This is a genomic window from Aliivibrio wodanis, from assembly GCF_052920805.1.
The window spans coordinates 2,624,510-2,644,537 of the sequence record NZ_JBREXA010000002.1 but is presented as its reverse complement, the minus strand read 5'-3'; the positions used below and the strand labels follow the sequence as shown (position 1 = coordinate 2,644,537).

Below are 20,028 nucleotides of genomic sequence, written 5' to 3'. Positions count from 1 at the left end.
TATCTACGCTTTAATGATTAGAGGAAAGAGACATGGCGACCTATTTTGTAGGTGATATTCAAGGATGCCTAGACGAACTATTATTATTGTTAAACCAAGTTAGCTTTGATAAAGAAAAAGACCAACTATGGTTAACGGGAGATCTCGTTGCTCGCGGTCCAAAATCATTAGAAACCCTTCGCTTTGTGAAATCATTAGGGACAGCAGCAGTTACTATTCTTGGCAATCATGATCTGCATTTACTTGCCGTCTCTCAAGGCATTTCTCGTGTAAAAGAAAAAGATAAAACAGCCCCTATTTTCTCGGCTCCAGATAGCAAAGAGTTATTAATTTGGCTACGCCAACAGCCATTACTGGCAATTCACACTGAACATAAAGTTGTTATGACTCATGCAGGTATTTCTCCTCAATGGGACATTAATACCGCGATTAAATGCGCTCGTGAAGTTGAAGCGGTTTTACAATCGGATAAATGGACTTGGTTATTAGAGAACATGTACGAAAACCAACCCGATTTATGGCGAGAAGATCTTACTGGTATTGAGCGCTATCGCTATATTATCAATGCTTTCACACGCATGCGTTTCTGTTTCCACGACGCAAGTTTAGATATGGACTGTAAACAACCTCCACAAGACTTATCATCAGAAGATAAAGATAAATTAGTACCGTGGTTTGAGTTAAGCTCTCGTCTTCCTCTGACTCATAAAGTCATATTTGGCCACTGGGCTGCATTGATGGGTTATGAAGGGAATGATGTGATAGCGTTGGATACAGGTTGTGTCTGGGGGGAGTATATGACGATGTATCGTGTTGATGATGGGAAGTATTTTACTCAAAAAGCGTTGAGCTAGAAACGATACGCTTCGCTAACTAGACCGCTTCGCTTCTATAAGAGCAAGACCTGAATGTAGATCGCTCTTATAGTTTCTAGTTAGCGCAGCGTATAGTCTCTATCGTTCTAAAACCACAAACTCCATATCGTACTTATTCTTTTCATCTTTCGAATACGTTTCAGAATGAGTCTGCTTCCATCCCTCACCCCAATCTGGGAATTGAGTGTCACCATCAATATCAGCATCGATAAACGTAAGATACAATTTATCAGCATCAGAGAGGCATGCTTGGTAGATAGAACCACCACCAATGATCATTAGCTCTTCAATATCACCAGCGACTTGTTTAGCTTCATCAATTGAAGTCACACAAGTAACACCTTCAATCTTCAAGCTCGTATCACGACTTAATACAATATTTAAACGACCCGGTAAAGGACGACCAATCGATTCATAGGTTTTACGCCCCATCACGATTGGCTTGCCCATAGTGCATTTCTTAAACCATACAAAATCAGCGGGTAAGTGCCATGGCATTTGATTCTCAATACCAATAATTCGGTTCTTTGCCATTGCGGCAATCATGCTAATTTTCACAGTTATTCCTTATATTACTAAACACCTAAACAATCGACTTTCTACGGTAAAACAGTAAACCAGGCATAGCAAGACCAATAGCTAATGCCGCAATCGTAAATAACGTTTTAATTAGATTATCGATCATCAATGCCCATAACTCTGGAGAATAACCAAGGTGGTTAATTTCGACGACTGCGATCATCGCTTTAAAAGCAAAGACTCCAGGGATCATTGGAATTAATGCGGCGACAGTAAACACTTTTGGATGAGCCAAAAATCGATGTGACCAATGCACTCCAATTATCCCAACTATCGTTGCAGCACAAAGCGTAGCCCACTCTAATGGAACGCCATAATGCATCAACAAAAATCGAGTTCCATGCCCTATAGCACCGCCAACGGCACAATACTTTAATGCTTTCACTGGAACATTGAAAACCAGAGCAAAACCTACAGCAGGGATCATTGCAAAAAACATGTCGTTTAATAACGCTAGAAATAAATCAAAAATAGAACTCATTGTTACGCTATCCATTAGTTAATCCATCCCCAGACACCAACCAAATTCATGGCACCAACAATACCTATACTTGTTGATAACGTTAGTAAGGTAGCAAATGTCCAACGTGCAATCCCCATATTGACATAACCTTTCACCATATCAGCGACCGCATTAATTAATGGAAAACCGGGAACTAGCATCAAAACAGAAGAAGCCATTGCAAGAAAGGGAGTATTACCAATATGATAAATAACAGCTTGGGAAGAGATGAGGGTAGTAACAAAAGCAGTAATGCCAAAGTTAAGTAGAGGATTAAAATGTCGATGCCCGATTTCTTGTCGAACAATCATTCCTAAAGAGGACGCAAGAAACGTCATCATAAATACAGGCCAGTCACCACCAGCTAAACGGCTAAAACTAGCACAAGACAATCCGATCATAACAACCACAAGCCAACGGTTATATCTTTCTGGACTGATCGCATCTAATTTAATAGCAGCTTCATGGCAATCTAACAAACCTTTTTCAGACATAATACAGATCCGTTGGATCTCTGTAACTGCTCGCATATTAATCCCGCGATCAGGCGCTCTTCGAGCTGTCGTCATACAGTGTTCGTTCATCATTGTTGTAATGACTAATGAACTTGCCGATAATGAAATCTCTACATCATCCGCTCCAACTGCAATTCCTAAGCGTCGACTTACATCTGCGACCAAGCTACTCTCTGCACCATGCTGCAATAACATTTGGCCAGCCTTTGCTACCAAGCGTGATATTTCCCTTTGCTTTTCGTCCATTACTATTCGCAATCATTAATAAAATAAACGCTTATTCTAATCCTTTCATTTTTTTGTTTAATGACTTAAATAAAAAAAACCGCAACAAGTGCGGTTTTTTATAGTAATTATCTTAATTAAGCTAAGAGCGACTAATCACGAACGTAAATAACGTGACCATCATCTTCTTCATCATCCCAATCATCGTCGTCATCTTCTGTAACTATATTTTGACCAGAGATTGCATCTTTATGGTAATCGTCCCACATGAAGTCGACTTTATCTGCTGCTTTTTCTTCATCAGTCCGAATCTCTTTCGGTAGAGTATCCATAAAGTCAGACAGTTCATCACATACTTCTTGAGTACCAGTACGACTTACTGCTGCAATTTTAAAGTGACGACCATCCCAAGCAAGCGCTTCTAGGATCTCGTTGATCTTCTCGTTAGCTTCTTCTTCTAATAGAAGATCGGTTTTGTTAAATAATAACCAACGAGGCTTACCCGCTACTTTTTCACTGTACTGCTCTAACTCATCAATGATAGTTAGTGCATTTTGCACCGGATCACTGCCATCGATAGGAAGAATATCAATTACGTGAAGTAGTACACGACAGCGCTCAAGGTGCTTCAAGAAACGAACACCTAAGCCAGCACCATCAGCTGCACCTTCAATTAGACCTGGAATATCTGCAACAACGAAACTCTTGTTACCGCGAGCACGAACTACACCTAGGCTAGGAATAAGCGTAGTAAATGGGTAATCCGCTACTTTTGGTTTTGCTGCCGATACTGCACGAATGAAAGTAGATTTACCTGCATTAGGCAGACCAAGCATACCTACATCAGCAAGTAAAAGAAGCTCTAGACGAAGTTCACGAACCTCACCTTTTGTTCCTAATGTCTTTTGACGAGGAGCACGGTTTACAGATGATTTGAAACGCGTGTTACCTAAACCATGCCAACCACCTTTAGCTACCATGATTTTCATGCCATGAGCCATTAGCTCTGCAACTTTCTCACCAGTATCGATATCGATTGCACGAGTACCTACAGGCACTTTAAGTGTAATATCAGCACCACGTTTACCAGTACAGTTACCACCGCTACCATTTGTACCACGTTCTGCATCATAGAAACGGTTAAAACGGTAATCGATTAGGGTATTTAGGTTTTCATCAGCTTCTAGGTAAACATCACCACCGTCGCCGCCATCGCCGCCATCAGGGCCGCCTTTTGCAATGAATTTTTCACGCCAAAAACTAACTGTGCCATTACCGCCGTCGCCGGCATCTACTTTAATTGTCGCTTCATCAACGAATTTCATTTTCTTCTCCGAGATGTAGCGTGGTACTCGAGAGTGGATCTTCTATGATCTTTACGCTACGTAATATATCGATATAGTCACTAATTAATTATTTTAGCACCTAAATTCATTTACTGATTTTAAACTGATAAAACATTTAACTGGTGACTATCTATAAATAAAAAGCCCCGCCATAAGGCAGGGCTTTTAGAATTAATTTCTAAAACGATTATTCAGCGTCGATAGAAACGAATTTACGGTTTTTAGGACCTTTAACTTCAAACTTCACTTTACCTTCAGATAGAGCGAAAAGAGTATGGTCTTTACCGATGCCTACGTTAGTACCAGCGTGGAATTTAGTACCACGTTGACGTACGATGATGTTACCTGCAAGAACAGATTCGCCACCGAAACGCTTAACACCAAGACGTTTACTTTCTGAATCGCGGCCGTTACGAGTAGAACCGCCAGCTTTTTTATGTGCCATTTGTTATTCTCCTTAAATTAAGCGCTGATGCCAGTGATTCTGACTTCAGTGAACCATTGACGATGGCCCTGCTGCTTACGAGAATGCTTACGACGACGGAACTTAACGATTTTAATTTTATCGCCACGACCGTGCTGAACTACTTCCGCAGTCACTTTACCGCCAGCTACTAGAGGTGCACCAACAGTGATTTCTTCACCATCAGCAATCATAAGAACGTTGTCGAAATCAACTGTTGCGCCAGTCTCAACGTCTAATTTTTCCAAGCGAAGAGTTTGACCTTCACTTACACGGTGTTGTTTACCACCAGATTGGAAAACAGCGTACATATTTTACTCCGCTACTTTCGCACTACCATTTATTTTGTTTACTCAACAATTTTGGTGTGCGTTAAACTTGTCATCAATAGGGCGTGGATTCTACGCGAATGATTTCAATCTGACAACCCAAAAATGAAGAAAAATGATGAAAAGATAAACGAAATAATGAATCGCCCAAAAGAGAGGAATTTTCGACTGTATTGCCACCCTCTATTTAGTGTATTATTTAATTAACGACTTATTACAATTAAGCCTATTTTAGGCCCTAACCCTGCTGGAAGAATAATGGATTTTAAAGCTATCCAAGCCCTCACGGCTGATGACATGGCAATCGTAAATGAGACCATCTTAGCTCAACTCAATTCAGATGTTGCGCTTATCAACCAACTCGGTTTTTATATTGTAAGCGGAGGCGGTAAACGCCTACGTCCAGTCTTAGCAATTTTATCTGCAAAAGCGCTTGGGTATGAAGGCAAAGATCACACTATGGCAGCGGCTTTCATTGAATTTATTCATACCGCAACTTTGCTTCATGATGATGTTGTTGATGAATCAGATATGCGTCGTGGCAAAGCAACCGCAAATGCTGAATTCGGCAATGCCGCAAGTGTACTCGTTGGTGATTTTATCTACACTCGCTCTTTTCAGATGATGACAAGTTTAGGATCAATTAAGATCCTGAGCCTAATGAGTGAGTCTGTTAACGTGATCGCCGAAGGTGAAGTGCTTCAATTAATGAACTGTAATGATCCTAATACGACTGAAGAAAGCTACATGCAGGTGATCTATTCCAAAACAGCTCGCTTATTTGAAGCCGCAACCCAGATCGGGGCGATCTTAAATGACGCACCACAAGAGATCGAAACCGCTCTACAAAATTACGGTAAATACCTCGGCACGGCTTTCCAGTTGATCGATGATGTGATGGATTACACTTCAGATGGGGAAGACATGGGAAAAAATGTTGGCGATGATCTCGCAGAAGGTAAGCCAACCCTTCCTTTACTGCATGCAATGAATCACGGCAATGCTGAGCAAGCAGCGATGATCCGTGAAGCTATTGAGCAAGGAAATGGACTCGATAAACTAGAGCCTATCTTAGCCTGTATGAAAGAAGTGGGTTCATTAGAGTACACTAAGTTAAAAGCAGATGAAGAAGCAGATAAAGCGATTGCGGAACTAAATATACTGCCTGAATCAGATTATAAAGAAGCGTTAAAAGCACTGGCTCACTTAGCAGTTAAACGCAGTAAGTAACATTTACACTTAAAAATAAGAATAAAAAGGGCAGATATTCACTATCTGCCCTTTTCTCTTTTCATAAATCGACAATTATTCATTATACCAATGTAACTAATTAGATGACCTATTTATTACGTAGGAGAATCACTTAAGAGTAAGACGAAAATTATTCTAAGTAGTTATTCTACAATAATAATTTTTAACGCAGCTATTAGTGATTTAACCAGTAATAATGATCAGATAATTAATGGAATTGGTATTACTTAACGAACTCTTCACCAATTTTAATATCAGCTTTCAGTGTATCTAGCATGCTATCTAATGCTTCTTGTTCAAATGCACTCAGTTCACCATAAGATTGAATTTCTTCAACGCCATTCTTACCAAGAAGAATTGGCTGAGCGAAGAAGCGAGCGTGCTCACCATTACCTTCAACATAAGCGCATTCAACAACACCTTTCTCACCACTTAATGCTTTCACTAGTGATAGACCAAAACGGCATGCCGCTTGACCCATTGAAAGTGTCGCAGAACCACCACCGGCTTTTGCTTCAACAACTTCCGTCCCTGCATTTTGAATGCGAGGAGTTAATGCCGCAACTTCTTCTGCAGTAAACTCAACACCTTCAACTTGAGAAAGAAGAGGAAGAATAGTTACGCCTGAGTGACCACCAATAACTGGTACGCGGATCTCGCCTGGATCTTTATCTTTTAACTCAGCAACAAATGTTTCTGAACGGATCACATCTAGCGTAGTCACGCCAAATAATTTGTTTTTATCGTACACACCCGCTTTCTTTAGCACTTCCGCAGCAATCGCAACGGTTGTATTTACCGGGTTTGTAATAATACCGATACATGCATTTGGACAGGTTACTGCAATTTTTTCAGCTAACGACTTAACAATACCGGCGTTAATATTGAAAAGATCTGAACGATCCATTCCAGGTTTACGAGCAACACCTGCAGAAATTAAAACAACATCTGCATTATCAAGAGCGGGTGTTGGATCTTCACCGCAATAACCTTTGATGGAAACAGGTGTTGGGATGTGACTAAGATCCGCAGCAACACCTGGTGTTACTGGTGCGATATCATAAAGAGCAAGATCTGATCCCGCTGGTAAGCGGTTCTTAAGAAGTAATGCTAACGCTTGCCCGATGCCTCCTGCGGCGCCAATAACAGCAACTTTCATATTCGTTCTCCTTGAGTAGTAGAGGTATATTTTTATTATTAATTTACTTTCAAACTAAAGTGACGTTATAGCAAGCTCAAATGAAATTCAATCCTATTAGCTTCGCTTTGCGACCTTACGCAATGACATCCTATGCGTGCTACAAATTCATTCAAACATTTACCTTAAAACACACAAATAAACATGAACTAAAACAGAAAAAAGACAAGGAAGAGAGGAAAGTAATCTCCTGGTGATTATTCACATAAATACCATTTTGACTTGGTTATAAATAAATAATTATGCGAGAATAGTAGGAATTATTGCAAAAAGAATCAAAATAGTATGCGAAATAATGAAAAGCAAGAACTACTAATTAAAGAATTTAAATCTATTCTTAAAGCGGAACGATTTGGTTCACAAGGTGAGATTGTCGATGCACTCCGTATCGTTGGTTTCGATAACATCAACCAATCAAAAGTCTCGCGTATGCTCACAAAATTTGGAGCAGTTCGTACTCGCAATGCCAAAATGGAAATGGTTTATTGTTTACCCATTGAACTTGGTGTACCAACAGTTTCAAGCTCTTTACGTGAACTCGTAATGGATATTGACTATAACAGCGCACTTGTTGTTATTCACACCGGCCCCGGGGCTGCTCAACTTATTGCGCGCTTATTAGATTCTTTAGGTAAACCTGAAGGGATTTTAGGCGTTGTTGCTGGAGACGATACCATTTTTATTACTCCAACAAGGAAGGTTGATATTGCTGATTTATTTGATTCAGTATGTGACTTATTCGAATATTCTGTTTAACGCCTTCTAAATTCCCCATCAGCAACCTCGCTATATTTGAGCGTTTTATCTCATAATAGAATGCTCATCATTAACTATTCTGCCCTATTCTTCACAATAAATGTTACTTTATTGTTATCGTACGGGAGTGGTTCCTATTATTATTCTTGTCATTAGTTAGTTATTTCACACTTTTGATAGTTTTTATTTAACACTATTTTAAAAGTAACGCATTAGTTTGCTATCATTCGCACGCCATTTCTGTAACAGGAAACGAAACACTGATATTAAAAAGTGAATAAATACTGATTTTGCTTATATCACCTTGTGACTTACAAGGCATAAAGTAAACATCATACAATAAAGGAAGGGAATAACATGGCATTAGGAAAAGTAATTAAAGCAAGCGCTATCGCAACAGCAATGATCGGTGCAAGCATGGGTTCTGTCAGCGCTCAAGAATTTATTACGATTGGTACAGGTTCAGTAACTGGTGTTTATTACCCAACTGGTGGTGCTATCTGTAAATTAGTGAACAAAGATCGTAAAGAGCATAATGTTCGCTGTTCTGTTGAATCAACAGGCGGTTCAATCTACAACGTAAACACTATCCGTGCAGGCGAGCTTGACTTTGGTATCGTTCAATCAGATTGGCAGTACCATGGCTATAACGGCACAAGTAAATTTGAAGCTCAAGGCCCTTACAAAAAACTACGTGCAATGTTCTCTCTTCATACAGAACCTTTTAACATTATCGCTCGTACAGATTCAGGCATTAACAACGTTGCTGATTTAGAAGGAAAACGTGTAAACATTGGTAATCCAGGTTCTGGTGACCGTGCAACCATGAGTGTTGTTATGGATGCTATGGGTTGGACTAACGATAGCTTTAAACTGGCTTCTGAACTAAAAGGTTCTGAGCGTTCACAAGCTCTTTGTGATAACAAAATTGATGCATTCATCTACATGGTTGGTCACCCAAATGGTTCAATCAAAGAAGCAACAACCTCTTGTGATGCTAAGTTAGTCTCTGCTACGGGTCCTAAGATTGATAAGATCGTTGCTGATAACCCTTATTATGCCAATACGACAGTACCTGCAGGTATGTACCGCGGCACTGAAGGTGATGTAAATAGCTTTGGTGTTGCGGCAACAATGGTTACAACTTCTGATGTTTCTGATGAAGTCGCTTACAGCGTAGCAAAAGCAGTGTTTGAGAACTTTAATACGTTCAAACGTCTGCACCCAGCATTTGCAACACTGAAAAAAGAAGACATGGTAAAAGAAGGTCTTTCTATCCCACTACACCCAGGTGCTGTGAAATACTACAAAGAAGTTGGTCTACTAAAATAGCATTTCTTCTAAGTAACACTATCCTTTACAAATAGTGTTGTTATAAACCGAAGAGGCCAACTGGTCTCTTCGGTTCTTCCTAATATCCCTGATCTTTCCATGCAACGGATAACAATCAATAATAAAACGGATTTGAAGATCGGTTCTTTCTAGCCTATATATTGGCTTATATTCAGTAATCTAATACTTAATGATTGAGTGTTAGGTTCGACCATCACTAAGGAAAAGTACATGACGCAGTCGTCAAATACGTCACAAGATGTGCAAGAAATGGTGGCCCAATCTGATACTGGTGCGCGTTCACCGCAAGGATTATCTGGCCGTATTCTATGGTTTGTTCCACTATGTTGGTCTCTGTTCCAACTTTGGTATGCTTCCCCTTTACCGTTCATTTTTGATTTTGGCATACTCAATGATACTGAAGCACGTTCAATACATTTAGCGTTTGCTATTTTCTTAGCTTTCACCGCTTATCCCGCTCTTAAAAAGTCACCGAGAGATCGTATACCAGCCGTTGATTGGGCTCTTGCATTTGCAGGCAGTTTTTCAGCCGCTTATATATATATTTTCTATGCACAACTTGCGGATCGTTCTGGCGCTCCGACAACTCCAGATATTATTGCCTCAGTCGTAGGTATGGTGCTATTGCTTGAAGCAACACGTCGCGCTTTAGGTCCACCACTGATGGTGGTTGCTGCTGTATTTTTGCTTTACACCTTTGCTGGCCCTCATATGCCAGATGTAATTGCACACAAGGGCGCAAGTCTAAACAAAGCAATGTCACATCTATGGTTAACAACTGAAGGTGTTTTTGGTGTTGCTCTAGGCGTTTCGACTTCATTTGTATTCTTGTTTGTACTTTTTGGTGCCATGCTAGAAAAAGCAGGTGCAGGTGCTTACTTTATTAAAGTGGCCTTCTCTTTACTTGGTCATATGAAAGGTGGCCCAGCAAAAGCGGCGGTAGTTGCTTCAGGTTTATCAGGCCTAGTCTCTGGCTCTTCTATCGCTAACGTAGTAACAACCGGTACCTTTACTATTCCACTAATGAAGCGTGTTGGCTTCTCTGGTGAAAAAGCGGGAGCAGTCGAAGTTGCTGCATCTACCAATGGTCAACTTACTCCACCAATTATGGGTGCTGCGGCATTCTTAATGGTTGAATACGTTGGTATCTCTTATGTTGAAGTTATTAAAGCCGCGTTATTACCTGCTCTAATCTCTTATATCGCTCTACTTTACATTGTGCACCTAGAAGCATGTAAAGCGGGAATGACAGGTCTTCCTCGCCGTCATACACCAAAGTTACTTCACAGCTTACTTTCTTTCACTGGAACTATTTTAGGTCTTTGTGTTATGAGTGCTGCGGTTTACTACGGTATTGGCTGGACGAAAGATGTCTTCGGTGATGCCGCAACGCCAATTGTAACCATTGCTCTATTACTTGCTTATGTAGGCTTAGTTAGCATTTCAGCAAAATATCAGGAACATGCCATGATGGCGATTGATGAAGAGCTGACTGAAGTTCCCGATCCAGGCCCAACGATTAAGTCTGGTCTGCACTTCTTACTGCCTATCGTCGTATTGGTATGGTGTTTAACAGTAGAACGCTTCTCTCCAGGCTTATCTGCATTCTGGGCATCAGTATTTATGATTTTCATTCTACTGACTCAGCGCCCATTAATTGGTTTCTTTACCAAAGAAGGCAATGCTGTTGAACAAATAAAACAAGGATTTGGTGATTTACTAGAAAGCCTAGTATCAGGTGCTCGAAACATGATTGGTATTGGTGTTGCGACTGCAGCGGCTGGTATTGTTGTTGGTGTCGTAACCTTAACTGGTATCGGACTAGTAATGACTGATTTTGTAGAGTTTATCTCTGGTGGTAGCATTATTCTTATGCTGTTGTTTACTGCGGTAATCAGCTTAATCTTAGGTATGGGTTTACCAACAACGGCTAACTATATTGTTGTTTCAACCTTGATGGCTCCCGTTATTGTAACCTTAGGTGCCGCGCACGGCCTGATTATCCCGTTAATTGCCGTTCACTTATTTGTGTTCTACTTTGGTATTCTTGCCGATGATACACCACCTGTAGGTCTTGCGGCTTTTGCTGCTGCCGCAATTGCAAAATCAGACCCAATCCGTACTGGTATTCAAGGTTTTACCTATGATATTCGTACCGCTATTTTACCTTTCATGTTTGTTTTCAATACTCAGTTATTGTTAATGGGGATTGATTCTTGGTGGCACTTAGCGCTAACCATTATCTCCTCTATCATTGCTATGTTGACCTTCTCAGCCGCAACACAAGGCTGGTGGTTTACGAAAACAAAATGGTGGGAAGTCATACTACTATTATTGATCACCTTCTCACTATTCCGCCCTGGTTTCTGGTGGGATCAAATCTATCCTGCTAAAGATTATTATCAAGGTATTGAGATCGCTCAAATTGCTGAAGGACTAAATGTGGGACAATCACTGACATTAGAAGTGACAGGACAAGATCTAGAGGGCGACGTCATTAGCAAAACGGTTCGCTTACCTTTTGAAGACCGAGCTGTCACTGGTGATGAACGTGTAAGCTCTATGGGTCTAATGCTATCTAAAGTAGATAACAAGATGATTGTAGATATGGTTGAATTTGGCAGTCCAGCCGAAGCTTCTGGAATTGATTTTGACTGGGAAATAAAGAATGTTGTGCTTGATGCAGAACGCCCTCTAAAAGAGTGGGTATTTGTACCAACACTACTTCTACTGTTTGCACTAGGCTTTAATCAGCGTCGCCGAGCGAAAAAGGAAAACTTGGTGGCATAAATTAATGAATGGAATCTAGGGGAGCAACCCTCCCCTAATTAGGTAATAAAAATCATGTATAAACAAATATTGGTTCCAGTAGATTTAAATGAAAAAGGCTTTGCTGATAAAGCGGTTGAGTTAGCAGTTTGGCATGCAAAACAATCCAATGCAGAACTGCATTTATTGAATGTCTTACCAGGTATTCATATGTCGATGGTCTCTACTTACTTTCCTAAAGATGCCGCGAAGAAGATGAAAGAAGATGTCTCTATTCAATTAAACGAATTTGCCGCTAAATTTGTTGATGAAGAAGTGGTATACAAAGTTCATGTATCGGAAGGCAAACCTTACGTCACTATCTTAGATTACGCAGAACGTCTTGGTGCTGATTTAATCGTTATGCCAAGCCATAAGCGTTCAAAAATAGATAAAGTAATGCTGGGCTCTGTAGCAAGTAAAGTGGTAGAAAACTCACCTATTAACGTAATGGTAGTTAAGCCACAAGGCTAACTTCCCATCATTATTTTCTACTATTACTCTCAATAAAAAAGGAGCCGTTCGGCTCCTTTCTGTTATTTATATAAACTCAAGCTACTGCTTAGGTAAGGTCTTATAATCAGGTCTCACCTGTACAATATTCATTGCATCTAATACGCCTGATTTTGCCTCAGGATAAAACTCACAAGGTGCAAATAAACTGATGAACTTATCGGTTTCTGGATGATAAAAACTCAGTTCAGCAGAATGCAGTTGCAAACGCTCAGAAAACGCCAGAGCCTCTTCACACGCATAAAACTCATCTCCGATAATCTCATGCCCTTCTTCCATCATATGTACACGCAGTTGATGAGAGCGACCCGTGATCGGCAATAAGCGCACTAATGTTGTCTTATCTTCAACCTGTATCACTTGATACCCCGTTTGTGATGGCTTTCCATGCTCGTAACACACCATTTGGCGAGGACGATTTGGCCAATCACAAATTAACGGCAAATCGATATGCCCTTCTGTTTTTTCGACTTTTCCCCATACTCGTGCGTAATACACTTTATGAGTTAAGCGATACTGAAATTGCTTTTTAATGTGCCTTTCAGCTTCTTTATATAAAGCAAAAATCATTAGCCCAGAAGTCGACATATCAAGGCGGTGTACAAGCTGAGCTTCTGGAAACTCAGCGATAACACGGGACCATACACTGTCATAGTGCTCTGGAGCCCTGCCGGGATTAGAAAGTAATCCCGCAGGTTTATTCACCGCAAGAATCGCTTCATCTTGATAGACAATATCAAGCGGTTCCATTGGTGGATTGTATTCAAGCATTGCCATGATTAATTATGGCTCACAACGATCAAACGCAGTGAATCAAGCTGAACTTGCGCTTTACCTATGTATCCTGAAAGTTCACTCATTTGGGTTTCAATCTGAGTTAACTCTTCATCACGGATATTTGGGTTTACCGCCTTCAATGCTTGTAAACGCTCTAGCTCTGCATTTAATGCTGCTTTCATCTCAGTATTCGCATCAACACGAACCGCTTCAATACGATCTTCAATACTGACTTCAGCAGTATCAATCAACGCATGAATTTCTTTTTGTACTGAGTTAACAAGCTTACTCGCCATATGACGGTTAACAGGACTTAGTTGACGGTTAAAGCTTTCAAACTCAACCTGAGCCGATAGATCATTGCCTTTACTATCCATCATTAGACGAATTGGCGTTTTCGGTAAGAAGCGACCAATACCGCTTTGCTTAGGCGCTTGCGCATCCACCACATAAACTAACTCAAGCAATAACGTCCCTGCAGGCAACGCTTTATTCTTTAATAAAGAAACCGCTGTTGCACCCACACCTTCAGTCAGAACTAAATCAATACCACCTTGGATCATTGGGTGTTCCCAGCTGATCAAGTTCATATCTTCACGAGAAAGCGCAGTTTCACGATCAAAGGTAATCGTACAACCTTCATAAGGCAGACCTGGGTAGCTAGATACCAACATATTTTCTGCTGGAGTAACAACAATGGCATTTTCGCCTTTGTCATCCTGATTCAAGCCAATAGTATCAAATAGGTTTAATGCAAAATTAACTAAGTTCGTATCACCATCCGTTGCGGCAATCTTCTCAGCAAGTGCTTTTGCTTTTTCACCACCATTAGAATGCACTTCCAATAAGCGGTCTCGACCTTGCTCTAACTGCGCTTTTAATTCTTTATTTAATGCGGCTGATTCTTCAATAAGAGGTTCTAGCCCATCCGATTTGCCTGTCGCTAAAATTGCAATAATCGCATCAGAGAATTTTTCATACACAGCACGACCAGTAGGACAAGTTTCACCAAAAGCATTAAGGCCTTCATCAAACCAACGAGCTAATAATTCTTGAGACGTACCTTGTAAATACGGCACATGGATCTCAATATCACGTTTTTGACCAATACGGTCCAAACGACCAATACGTTGCTCAAGTAGATCAGGGTTAAACGGTAAATCAAACATGACCAATTGATTAGCAAACTGGAAGTTACGACCTTCAGAACCGATCTCTGAACAGATAAGAACCTGAGCGCCACCTTCTTCTTGTGCAAAATAAGCAGCGGCTTTATCTCGTTCAATAATAGACATGCCTTCATGGAAAACTGTCCCACGAATACCTTCACGCTCACGTAATGCTTGCTCTAGTTGCAATGCTGTTGAAGCACGAGAAGCAATAATTAATACTTTTTCGTTACGGTTTTCTTTTAGTAACTCAAGCAACCAATTTACACGCGGATCAAACTGCCACCATGTAGCACTATCACCTTCAAACTCTTGGAAGATCTCTTCAGGATAAAGCATTTTCATTGCACGAGCTTCATCGCTCATACGGCCACCCATCATAGTCGCAACGCGCATTGAGGTTGCATACTGCGATGGTAGAGGCATTGGCATCAGATTAAGGTTTCTTTGTGGAAATCCTTTGATCGCTGCGCGTGTATTACGGAATAACACACGACCAGTACCATGACGGTCCATTAAGTTATCGACTAACTCTTGGCGTGCCTGTGCTTGTTCTTCTTCTGAAGTAGAAGATTCAATAATTCTAAATAGAGGCTCTGCATCTTGCTCAGAAAGCAGATCTGCAATGCGATTTTTCGCCTCATTTGATAGCTTATCACCACTCATTAATGCGGTTACGGCATCAGCAACAGGCTGATATTGACGCTCTTCTTCAACAAACGCATCGTAATCGTAGAAACGATCTGGGTCTAGCAAACGTAAACGAGCAAAGTGACTTTCGTGACCTAATTGCTCAGGCGTTGCTGTTAGCAGTAAAACACCAGCGGTATCCTCTGCAATCGCTTCAATTACTTGATATTCACGACTTGGTTTTGTTTGATTCCACTCAAGGTGATGCGCTTCATCGACAACAAGAAGATCCCAATCAGCTTCAACCACTTGCTCAAAACGACGCTTACTCTTACGAATAAAATCTAATGAACATAAAACAAGCTGTGCCGTATCAAATGGATTTTCTGAATCAGCGTAAGATTCAATGCAACGCTCTTCATCAAAGATAGAGAAATGCAAATTGAAGCGACGCATCATTTCAACTAACCATTGATGTTGCAGGGTTTCAGGAACCACAATAAGCACACGTTCAGCACGGCCAGAAAGCACTTGCTGATGAATAATCATACCGGCTTCAATTGTCTTACCTAGACCAACTTCATCGGCTAATAAAACGCGAGGGGCATAGCGACGACCGACTTCTTGGGCGATAAATAGTTGGTGAGGAATTAAACCTGCACGCATACCACACAAACCACGCATTGGATTTTTGTGTTGCTCATACTGGTTTTTGAGTGCACGAAAGCGCAATGCAAAGCGATCCATACGATCAATTTGACCTGCAAATAATTTATCTTGAGGCTTATTAAAGCGGATTTGATGGCTTAGTAACGTTTCACGAAGGACAACGTTCACTTCATCTGTATCTATTCGCGTACCGATGTAAGTTAATAGTCCACCATCTTCAATAACTTCTTCTACTTCAAGTGACCAGCCTTCATGGCTTTCAATTGTATCTCCCTTATTGAACATCACTCGGGTAACGGGTGCATCGTGTCTTGCGTATAAACGATTTTCTTCTGATGCGGCAAAAAGTACGGATACGGTTCTATCATCAACAGCAACAACTGTTCCTAAACCCAAATCACTTTCTGTATCACTGATCCAACGTTGGCCCAAAGCAAATGACATAGTAGTAATACACCTCAAAATTAGTTTATTTATTTTATATAGAGTGAGAGTTTCATAATGAACCGAGAATAGATAGCCTTAAACGGCGAGGTTCAAAAGGGCGCCAATCTTACTGTATGACAGCAGTTAGGTCACGCCTATTTATCATAAAACTGAGTGTAGTAGATTATACCCAATTTGAGAGGGAAAAGTTTACTTTACCGCTTGCAAATATCGCTCTAATTGCGAAGGGTTATCTTGCGTTGTAAGTTCAGATACTTTTCCAGAACTCAATATTTTATGCTCACACACAAAAGCGTAATGAGAGGCTAGTGCTTTTGCATCCTGCAAACTATGAGTCACCATCATCACCGTAAGATTCTGAGATTTAATGAGTTGATTGATTAAAGTAATCATCTCTTCACGCAACATAGGATCCAGTGCAGAAAAAGGTTCATCTAATAGCAATACTGGTTTTTTTTGTACTAAACATCGAGCTAATGCTACCCGTTGTTTTTGCCCACCAGATAACTGTTCAGGTAAGCGATGTAATAATTCATCGACTCCGACTTGTTGAGCAGCATGAATAACTTGCCCTTTCTCGGTCTCACTTAATCGCAAATTCGCTTTAATCCCTAAACCAATATTATCGGTAATAGAGAGGTGCGCAAATAAGTTATGCTCTTGAAATAACATCGACAACGGGCGCTGATGCGGGTCTTGTGGCAATAACGAAATATCGTTAAGCGTAATATCACCCGATTCTGGATTAATAAACCCTGCCAATAAACTCAACAAGGTGCTCTTTCCTGCCCCACTAGGACCAAGAATTGCGACGACATCACCTTTTTTTACATCTAAATCAAATTCAAATAATTCTGAATGATAACGATATTTTACATTCGAAAAACTCAGCATTACGATTCACCTTTATGATTGTGCTTAGAAAAGAATAACCACTCCACCACGCTAAATACACCTACACTTAATAGCAATAAACTCAGGGATACCACTGCGGCGGCTTCCATTTGATAGCTACCTAATAATTGAAACAGATACAAAGGCAAAGTTCGAAACTCTTGGCTGCCAAACAAGGCAATCGCACTTAAATCACCAATCGACATAATAAAGGCAATCGCAAATGCATGAGCCATGGGTTTTCTTAATGCCCGCCATTCAATCAATCGAAAACGAGTAAAGCCATAAAGGCCTAAGCTTGCTGATAACAATTGGTATTGCTGCGCAATATGCAGTAGAGGTTGTGCGAGTGTTTTTATTACATACGGCAGAGCCATAAGCGCATTCACCACGACCACTATCCAAATCGCAATAGAAAACACATCGGTCATATTTCTGAGCAATAAAAACAATCCAGTACTGATCACCAAACCCGGAGTCACTAAGATCATAGTTCCTATCAGATCTAATTTGTCTGCCCATAATCGCTTCTGCTTTAATCTTAACGCACGCGTAGTATGCAATAAGATAACCCCAAATATCATAGCTAATACGGCAGCCCCTAAAGCCACTATTAATGAGTTTGCTAACGCTAACCAAAAATCAGATGAACTAAACACCGTCATCAATTCAGAATTTAATCCACTAAGCACCACCATCAGTAACGGCGGTAATAAAAAGAGTATCAGTAATATAATCCAACCTCTGTCCCACCACTTTTCTTGGGTTGAATCTTGATACAGCACCGCTTGAGAAATGGATGCCGAGTCAACAGCAACCGATTTAGAAAAACGTTGAATAGATAAAGAAAGTACGCCACATAGCAACATCTGCCATAAAGCTAAAATAGCACCCGCCTGCAAATCAAAATCAAACTTGATCGCCTGATATATTGCCAATTCAATCGTGGTTGATTTTGGGCCGCCCCCTAATGCCATTACCGTTGCAAAACTAGTAAAGCAGAGCATGAATACGAGGCCTGCCACATGAGGTAATTGCTGCTTTATTCTCGGCCATGCCACCAATCGATATTTACTCCAACCCGTTAACCCTAAATGAGCTGAAAGTTGATGTTGCTCTGTCGGAATAGAATCCAAACTTTGTAGAAACAACCGAGTCGCGAAAGGGTAATTAAAAAAAACGTGCGCGAGTAAAATGCCATTTAGACCATAAATTGAAAATGGTAAAGAATAACCAAACCATTGACATAGATCGGCGATTAAACCGCTATTGCCATAGATAGAAAGTAAGCCAAAAACACCCACTAATGCAGGAAGCACAAGTGTCGTAGCACAAAGCTTTAATAGTAAGCCTCTACCTTTAAATTGACGTCGTGATAAGGCATATGCTGTAGGGATCGCAAGACTGATACTAAATAAAGTAGAAAGGAATGCTTGGTATAAACTGAACTTAGTAATATAGCGATAATAAGGATCTGACCAAACTAAACTTAAATCCAAACTTGGCGATTCTAAAAGCAGAGCACTGATAGCTCCGCCAACAAAGCCAATAATGACAATCGCGATTAAATATCCCAATAAAGGAACTGAATGATAAGAAGAGGTATTTTTCATAATTGCCAAAAGAAAGGAGCACAACGGTGCCCCTTATTTCAAATTAGAATGTCAGGGCGTGTTGCCACTCACGGATCCATGATTTACGTTGTTGTGAAATCGCTTGTGAATCAAATGACAGAGCTTTACTCGGTACTGTTAAGCTATCAAAACCCTCAGGTAAAGCGACATTAGTCACAGGGTACATCCAATTACCCGTTGGCATCGCTGATTGAAACTTATCAGTTAAAATAAAGGTAAGGAACTCATCAGCAAGTTTATTATGTTGAGTGTTTTTTACTTTCGCTGCGACTTCTACTTGAGTGTAGTGACCTTCAGAAAAATTAGCTGCTGCAAATCTATCGTCTTTTTCAGCAATCAAATGATATGCAGGTGAAGTGGTATAAGATAAGACTAAATCAGACTCACCTTCTAAGAACATACTGTAAGCTTCAGACCAACCTTTGGTTACTGTAACTGTTTTCTTAGCCAGTTGTTTCCATGCTTGCGGTGCTTCAACACCATAGACTGACTTCATCCAAAGTAATAGTCCTTGCCCAGGTGTTGATGTTCTTGGATCTTGATAGATCACCTTTAGATCATCGCGCTGTTCTACTAATTCTTTTAGGCTTTTTGAGGTGGATTTGCCACTTTTTCTTTATTATAAACAAACGCAAAGTAGCCGAAATCATAAGGAACAAATGTTGTGTCATTCCAACCACCCGGTAAAGTGACAGAGTCGGTATTCACTTGATGCTGAGCCAATAAACCTGTCGCCTTCGCTTCTGCCATTAAGTTATTATCTAACCCTAACACCACATCTGCTTTGGCATTTCTCCCTTCTAAACGAAGTCGATTCAAAATAGAAACACCGTCATCAAGAGCAACTAATTTTAAATCACAGCCACATTGAGCTTCAAAAGCCGCTTCAATGGTTGGTCCTGGACCCCAATCAGCCGCAAAAGAATCATAGGTGTAAACGGTTAGAGTCTCTGTATCTGCAGCAGAAACAGAAAAAGAAGACGCCGCGACAATTGCTAACGCTGTCGGTAATAGTTTAAATGGAGAGGAAATAGAAAGAGTGTTCATTATGTGCGCTTACATCCTTTTGAGCGGCACAGAATTAAGGTGATATTC

At 40.5% G+C, this 20,028-nt stretch carries 17 protein-coding genes and 1 pseudogene; 6 read left to right on the top strand and 12 right to left on the bottom strand.

The features are described 5' to 3' along the window. Positions 1-32 precede the first annotated feature (32 nt). Complete coding sequence (apaH, locus tag ACU5DF_RS20295) at positions 33-854, top strand: bis(5'-nucleosyl)-tetraphosphatase (symmetrical) ApaH (protein WP_446713977.1); 822 nt, start codon at positions 33-35, stop codon at positions 852-854. 99 nt (positions 855-953) lie between these two features. On the opposite strand, the gene folA is transcribed toward apaH, so the two are convergent. From folA to rplU, 6 genes are all read right to left on the bottom strand, one after another. Further along, the gene (gene folA, locus ACU5DF_RS20290; RefSeq protein ID WP_446713976.1) at positions 954-1,433 is read right to left on the bottom strand and encodes a type 3 dihydrofolate reductase; all 480 of its coding nucleotides are present in this window, start codon (positions 1,431-1,433) and stop codon (positions 954-956) included. Between the two features lie 25 nt (positions 1,434-1,458). Further along, a complete protein-coding gene (locus ACU5DF_RS20285) occupies positions 1,459-1,950 on the bottom strand; it encodes a threonine/serine exporter family protein (RefSeq protein WP_446713975.1) in 492 nt (163 codons plus the stop codon). Then, entirely contained in the window at positions 1,950-2,717 is a 768-nt protein-coding gene (locus tag ACU5DF_RS20280; protein ID WP_446713974.1) for a threonine/serine exporter family protein, read from the bottom strand. Before ACU5DF_RS20280 ends, ACU5DF_RS20285 begins: the two co-directional genes overlap by 1 nt. A gap of 131 nt (positions 2,718-2,848) precedes the next feature. Further along, positions 2,849-4,021 (bottom strand): Obg family GTPase CgtA, encoded by a 1,173-nt coding sequence (gene cgtA / locus ACU5DF_RS20275; RefSeq protein WP_446713973.1) that lies wholly within the window; start codon positions 4,019-4,021, stop codon positions 2,849-2,851. 208 nt (positions 4,022-4,229) lie between these two features. Continuing rightward, a complete protein-coding gene (gene rpmA, locus ACU5DF_RS20270) occupies positions 4,230-4,487 on the bottom strand; it encodes a 50S ribosomal protein L27 (RefSeq protein WP_012549189.1) in 258 nt (85 codons plus the stop codon). Positions 4,488-4,504: 17 nt separating this feature from the next. Then, entirely contained in the window at positions 4,505-4,816 is a 312-nt protein-coding gene (gene rplU, locus ACU5DF_RS20265; RefSeq protein ID WP_045103019.1) for a 50S ribosomal protein L21, read from the bottom strand. A gap of 276 nt (positions 4,817-5,092) precedes the next feature. On the opposite strand from rplU, the gene ispB reads away from it, so the two are divergent. Further along, complete coding sequence (gene ispB / locus ACU5DF_RS20260) at positions 5,093-6,064, top strand: octaprenyl diphosphate synthase (protein WP_122032884.1); 972 nt, start codon at positions 5,093-5,095, stop codon at positions 6,062-6,064. Positions 6,065-6,308: 244 nt separating this feature from the next. Here ispB and mdh read toward each other — a convergent pair whose 3' ends face one another. After that, positions 6,309-7,244, bottom strand: coding sequence for a malate dehydrogenase (mdh, locus tag ACU5DF_RS20255; RefSeq protein WP_045103021.1), 936 nt, complete (start codon positions 7,242-7,244; stop codon positions 6,309-6,311). A 324-nt stretch (positions 7,245-7,568) separates the two neighbouring features. Here mdh and argR point away from each other — a divergent pair, with 324 nt between their 5' ends. From argR to ACU5DF_RS20235, 4 genes are all read left to right on the top strand, one after another. Further along, positions 7,569-8,039 (top strand): transcriptional regulator ArgR, encoded by a 471-nt coding sequence (argR, locus tag ACU5DF_RS20250; protein ID WP_446713972.1) that lies wholly within the window; start codon positions 7,569-7,571, stop codon positions 8,037-8,039. Positions 8,040-8,396: 357 nt separating this feature from the next. Next, positions 8,397-9,371: a TAXI family TRAP transporter solute-binding subunit gene (locus ACU5DF_RS20245; RefSeq protein ID WP_446713971.1), complete on the top strand. Its 975-nt coding sequence runs from the start codon at positions 8,397-8,399 to the stop codon at positions 9,369-9,371. Positions 9,372-9,602: 231 nt separating this feature from the next. Then, on the top strand, positions 9,603-12,182 hold the full coding sequence (locus ACU5DF_RS20240) for a TRAP transporter permease (protein WP_446713970.1): 2,580 nt from the start codon (positions 9,603-9,605) through the stop codon (positions 12,180-12,182). A gap of 54 nt (positions 12,183-12,236) precedes the next feature. Next, the gene (locus ACU5DF_RS20235; protein ID WP_122032880.1) at positions 12,237-12,674 is read left to right on the top strand and encodes a universal stress protein; all 438 of its coding nucleotides are present in this window, start codon (positions 12,237-12,239) and stop codon (positions 12,672-12,674) included. Positions 12,675-12,755: 81 nt separating this feature from the next. On the opposite strand, the gene ACU5DF_RS20230 is transcribed toward ACU5DF_RS20235, so the two are convergent. The 5 genes and pseudogenes from ACU5DF_RS20230 to thiB all read right to left on the bottom strand — a co-directional run bounded on the left by ACU5DF_RS20230 (position 12,756) and on the right by thiB (position 19,980). Next, complete coding sequence (locus ACU5DF_RS20230; RefSeq protein WP_446713969.1) at positions 12,756-13,490, bottom strand: pseudouridine synthase; 735 nt, start codon at positions 13,488-13,490, stop codon at positions 12,756-12,758. 2 nt (positions 13,491-13,492) lie between these two features. After that, positions 13,493-16,402 (bottom strand): RNA polymerase-associated protein RapA, encoded by a 2,910-nt coding sequence (gene rapA, locus ACU5DF_RS20225; RefSeq protein ID WP_446713968.1) that lies wholly within the window; start codon positions 16,400-16,402, stop codon positions 13,493-13,495. A gap of 192 nt (positions 16,403-16,594) precedes the next feature. Further along, positions 16,595-17,299: a thiamine ABC transporter ATP-binding protein gene (gene thiQ / locus ACU5DF_RS20220; protein WP_446713967.1), complete on the bottom strand. Its 705-nt coding sequence runs from the start codon at positions 17,297-17,299 to the stop codon at positions 16,595-16,597. Next, complete coding sequence (gene thiP / locus ACU5DF_RS20215) at positions 17,299-18,912, bottom strand: thiamine/thiamine pyrophosphate ABC transporter permease ThiP (RefSeq protein ID WP_446713966.1); 1,614 nt, start codon at positions 18,910-18,912, stop codon at positions 17,299-17,301. The genes thiQ and thiP overlap by 1 nt, the downstream gene beginning before the upstream one ends. Before the next feature lie 43 nt (positions 18,913-18,955). Beyond that, positions 18,956-19,980, bottom strand: a pseudogene (gene thiB / locus ACU5DF_RS20210) (thiamine ABC transporter substrate binding subunit). Between the last annotated feature and the right edge of the window lie 48 nt (positions 19,981-20,028).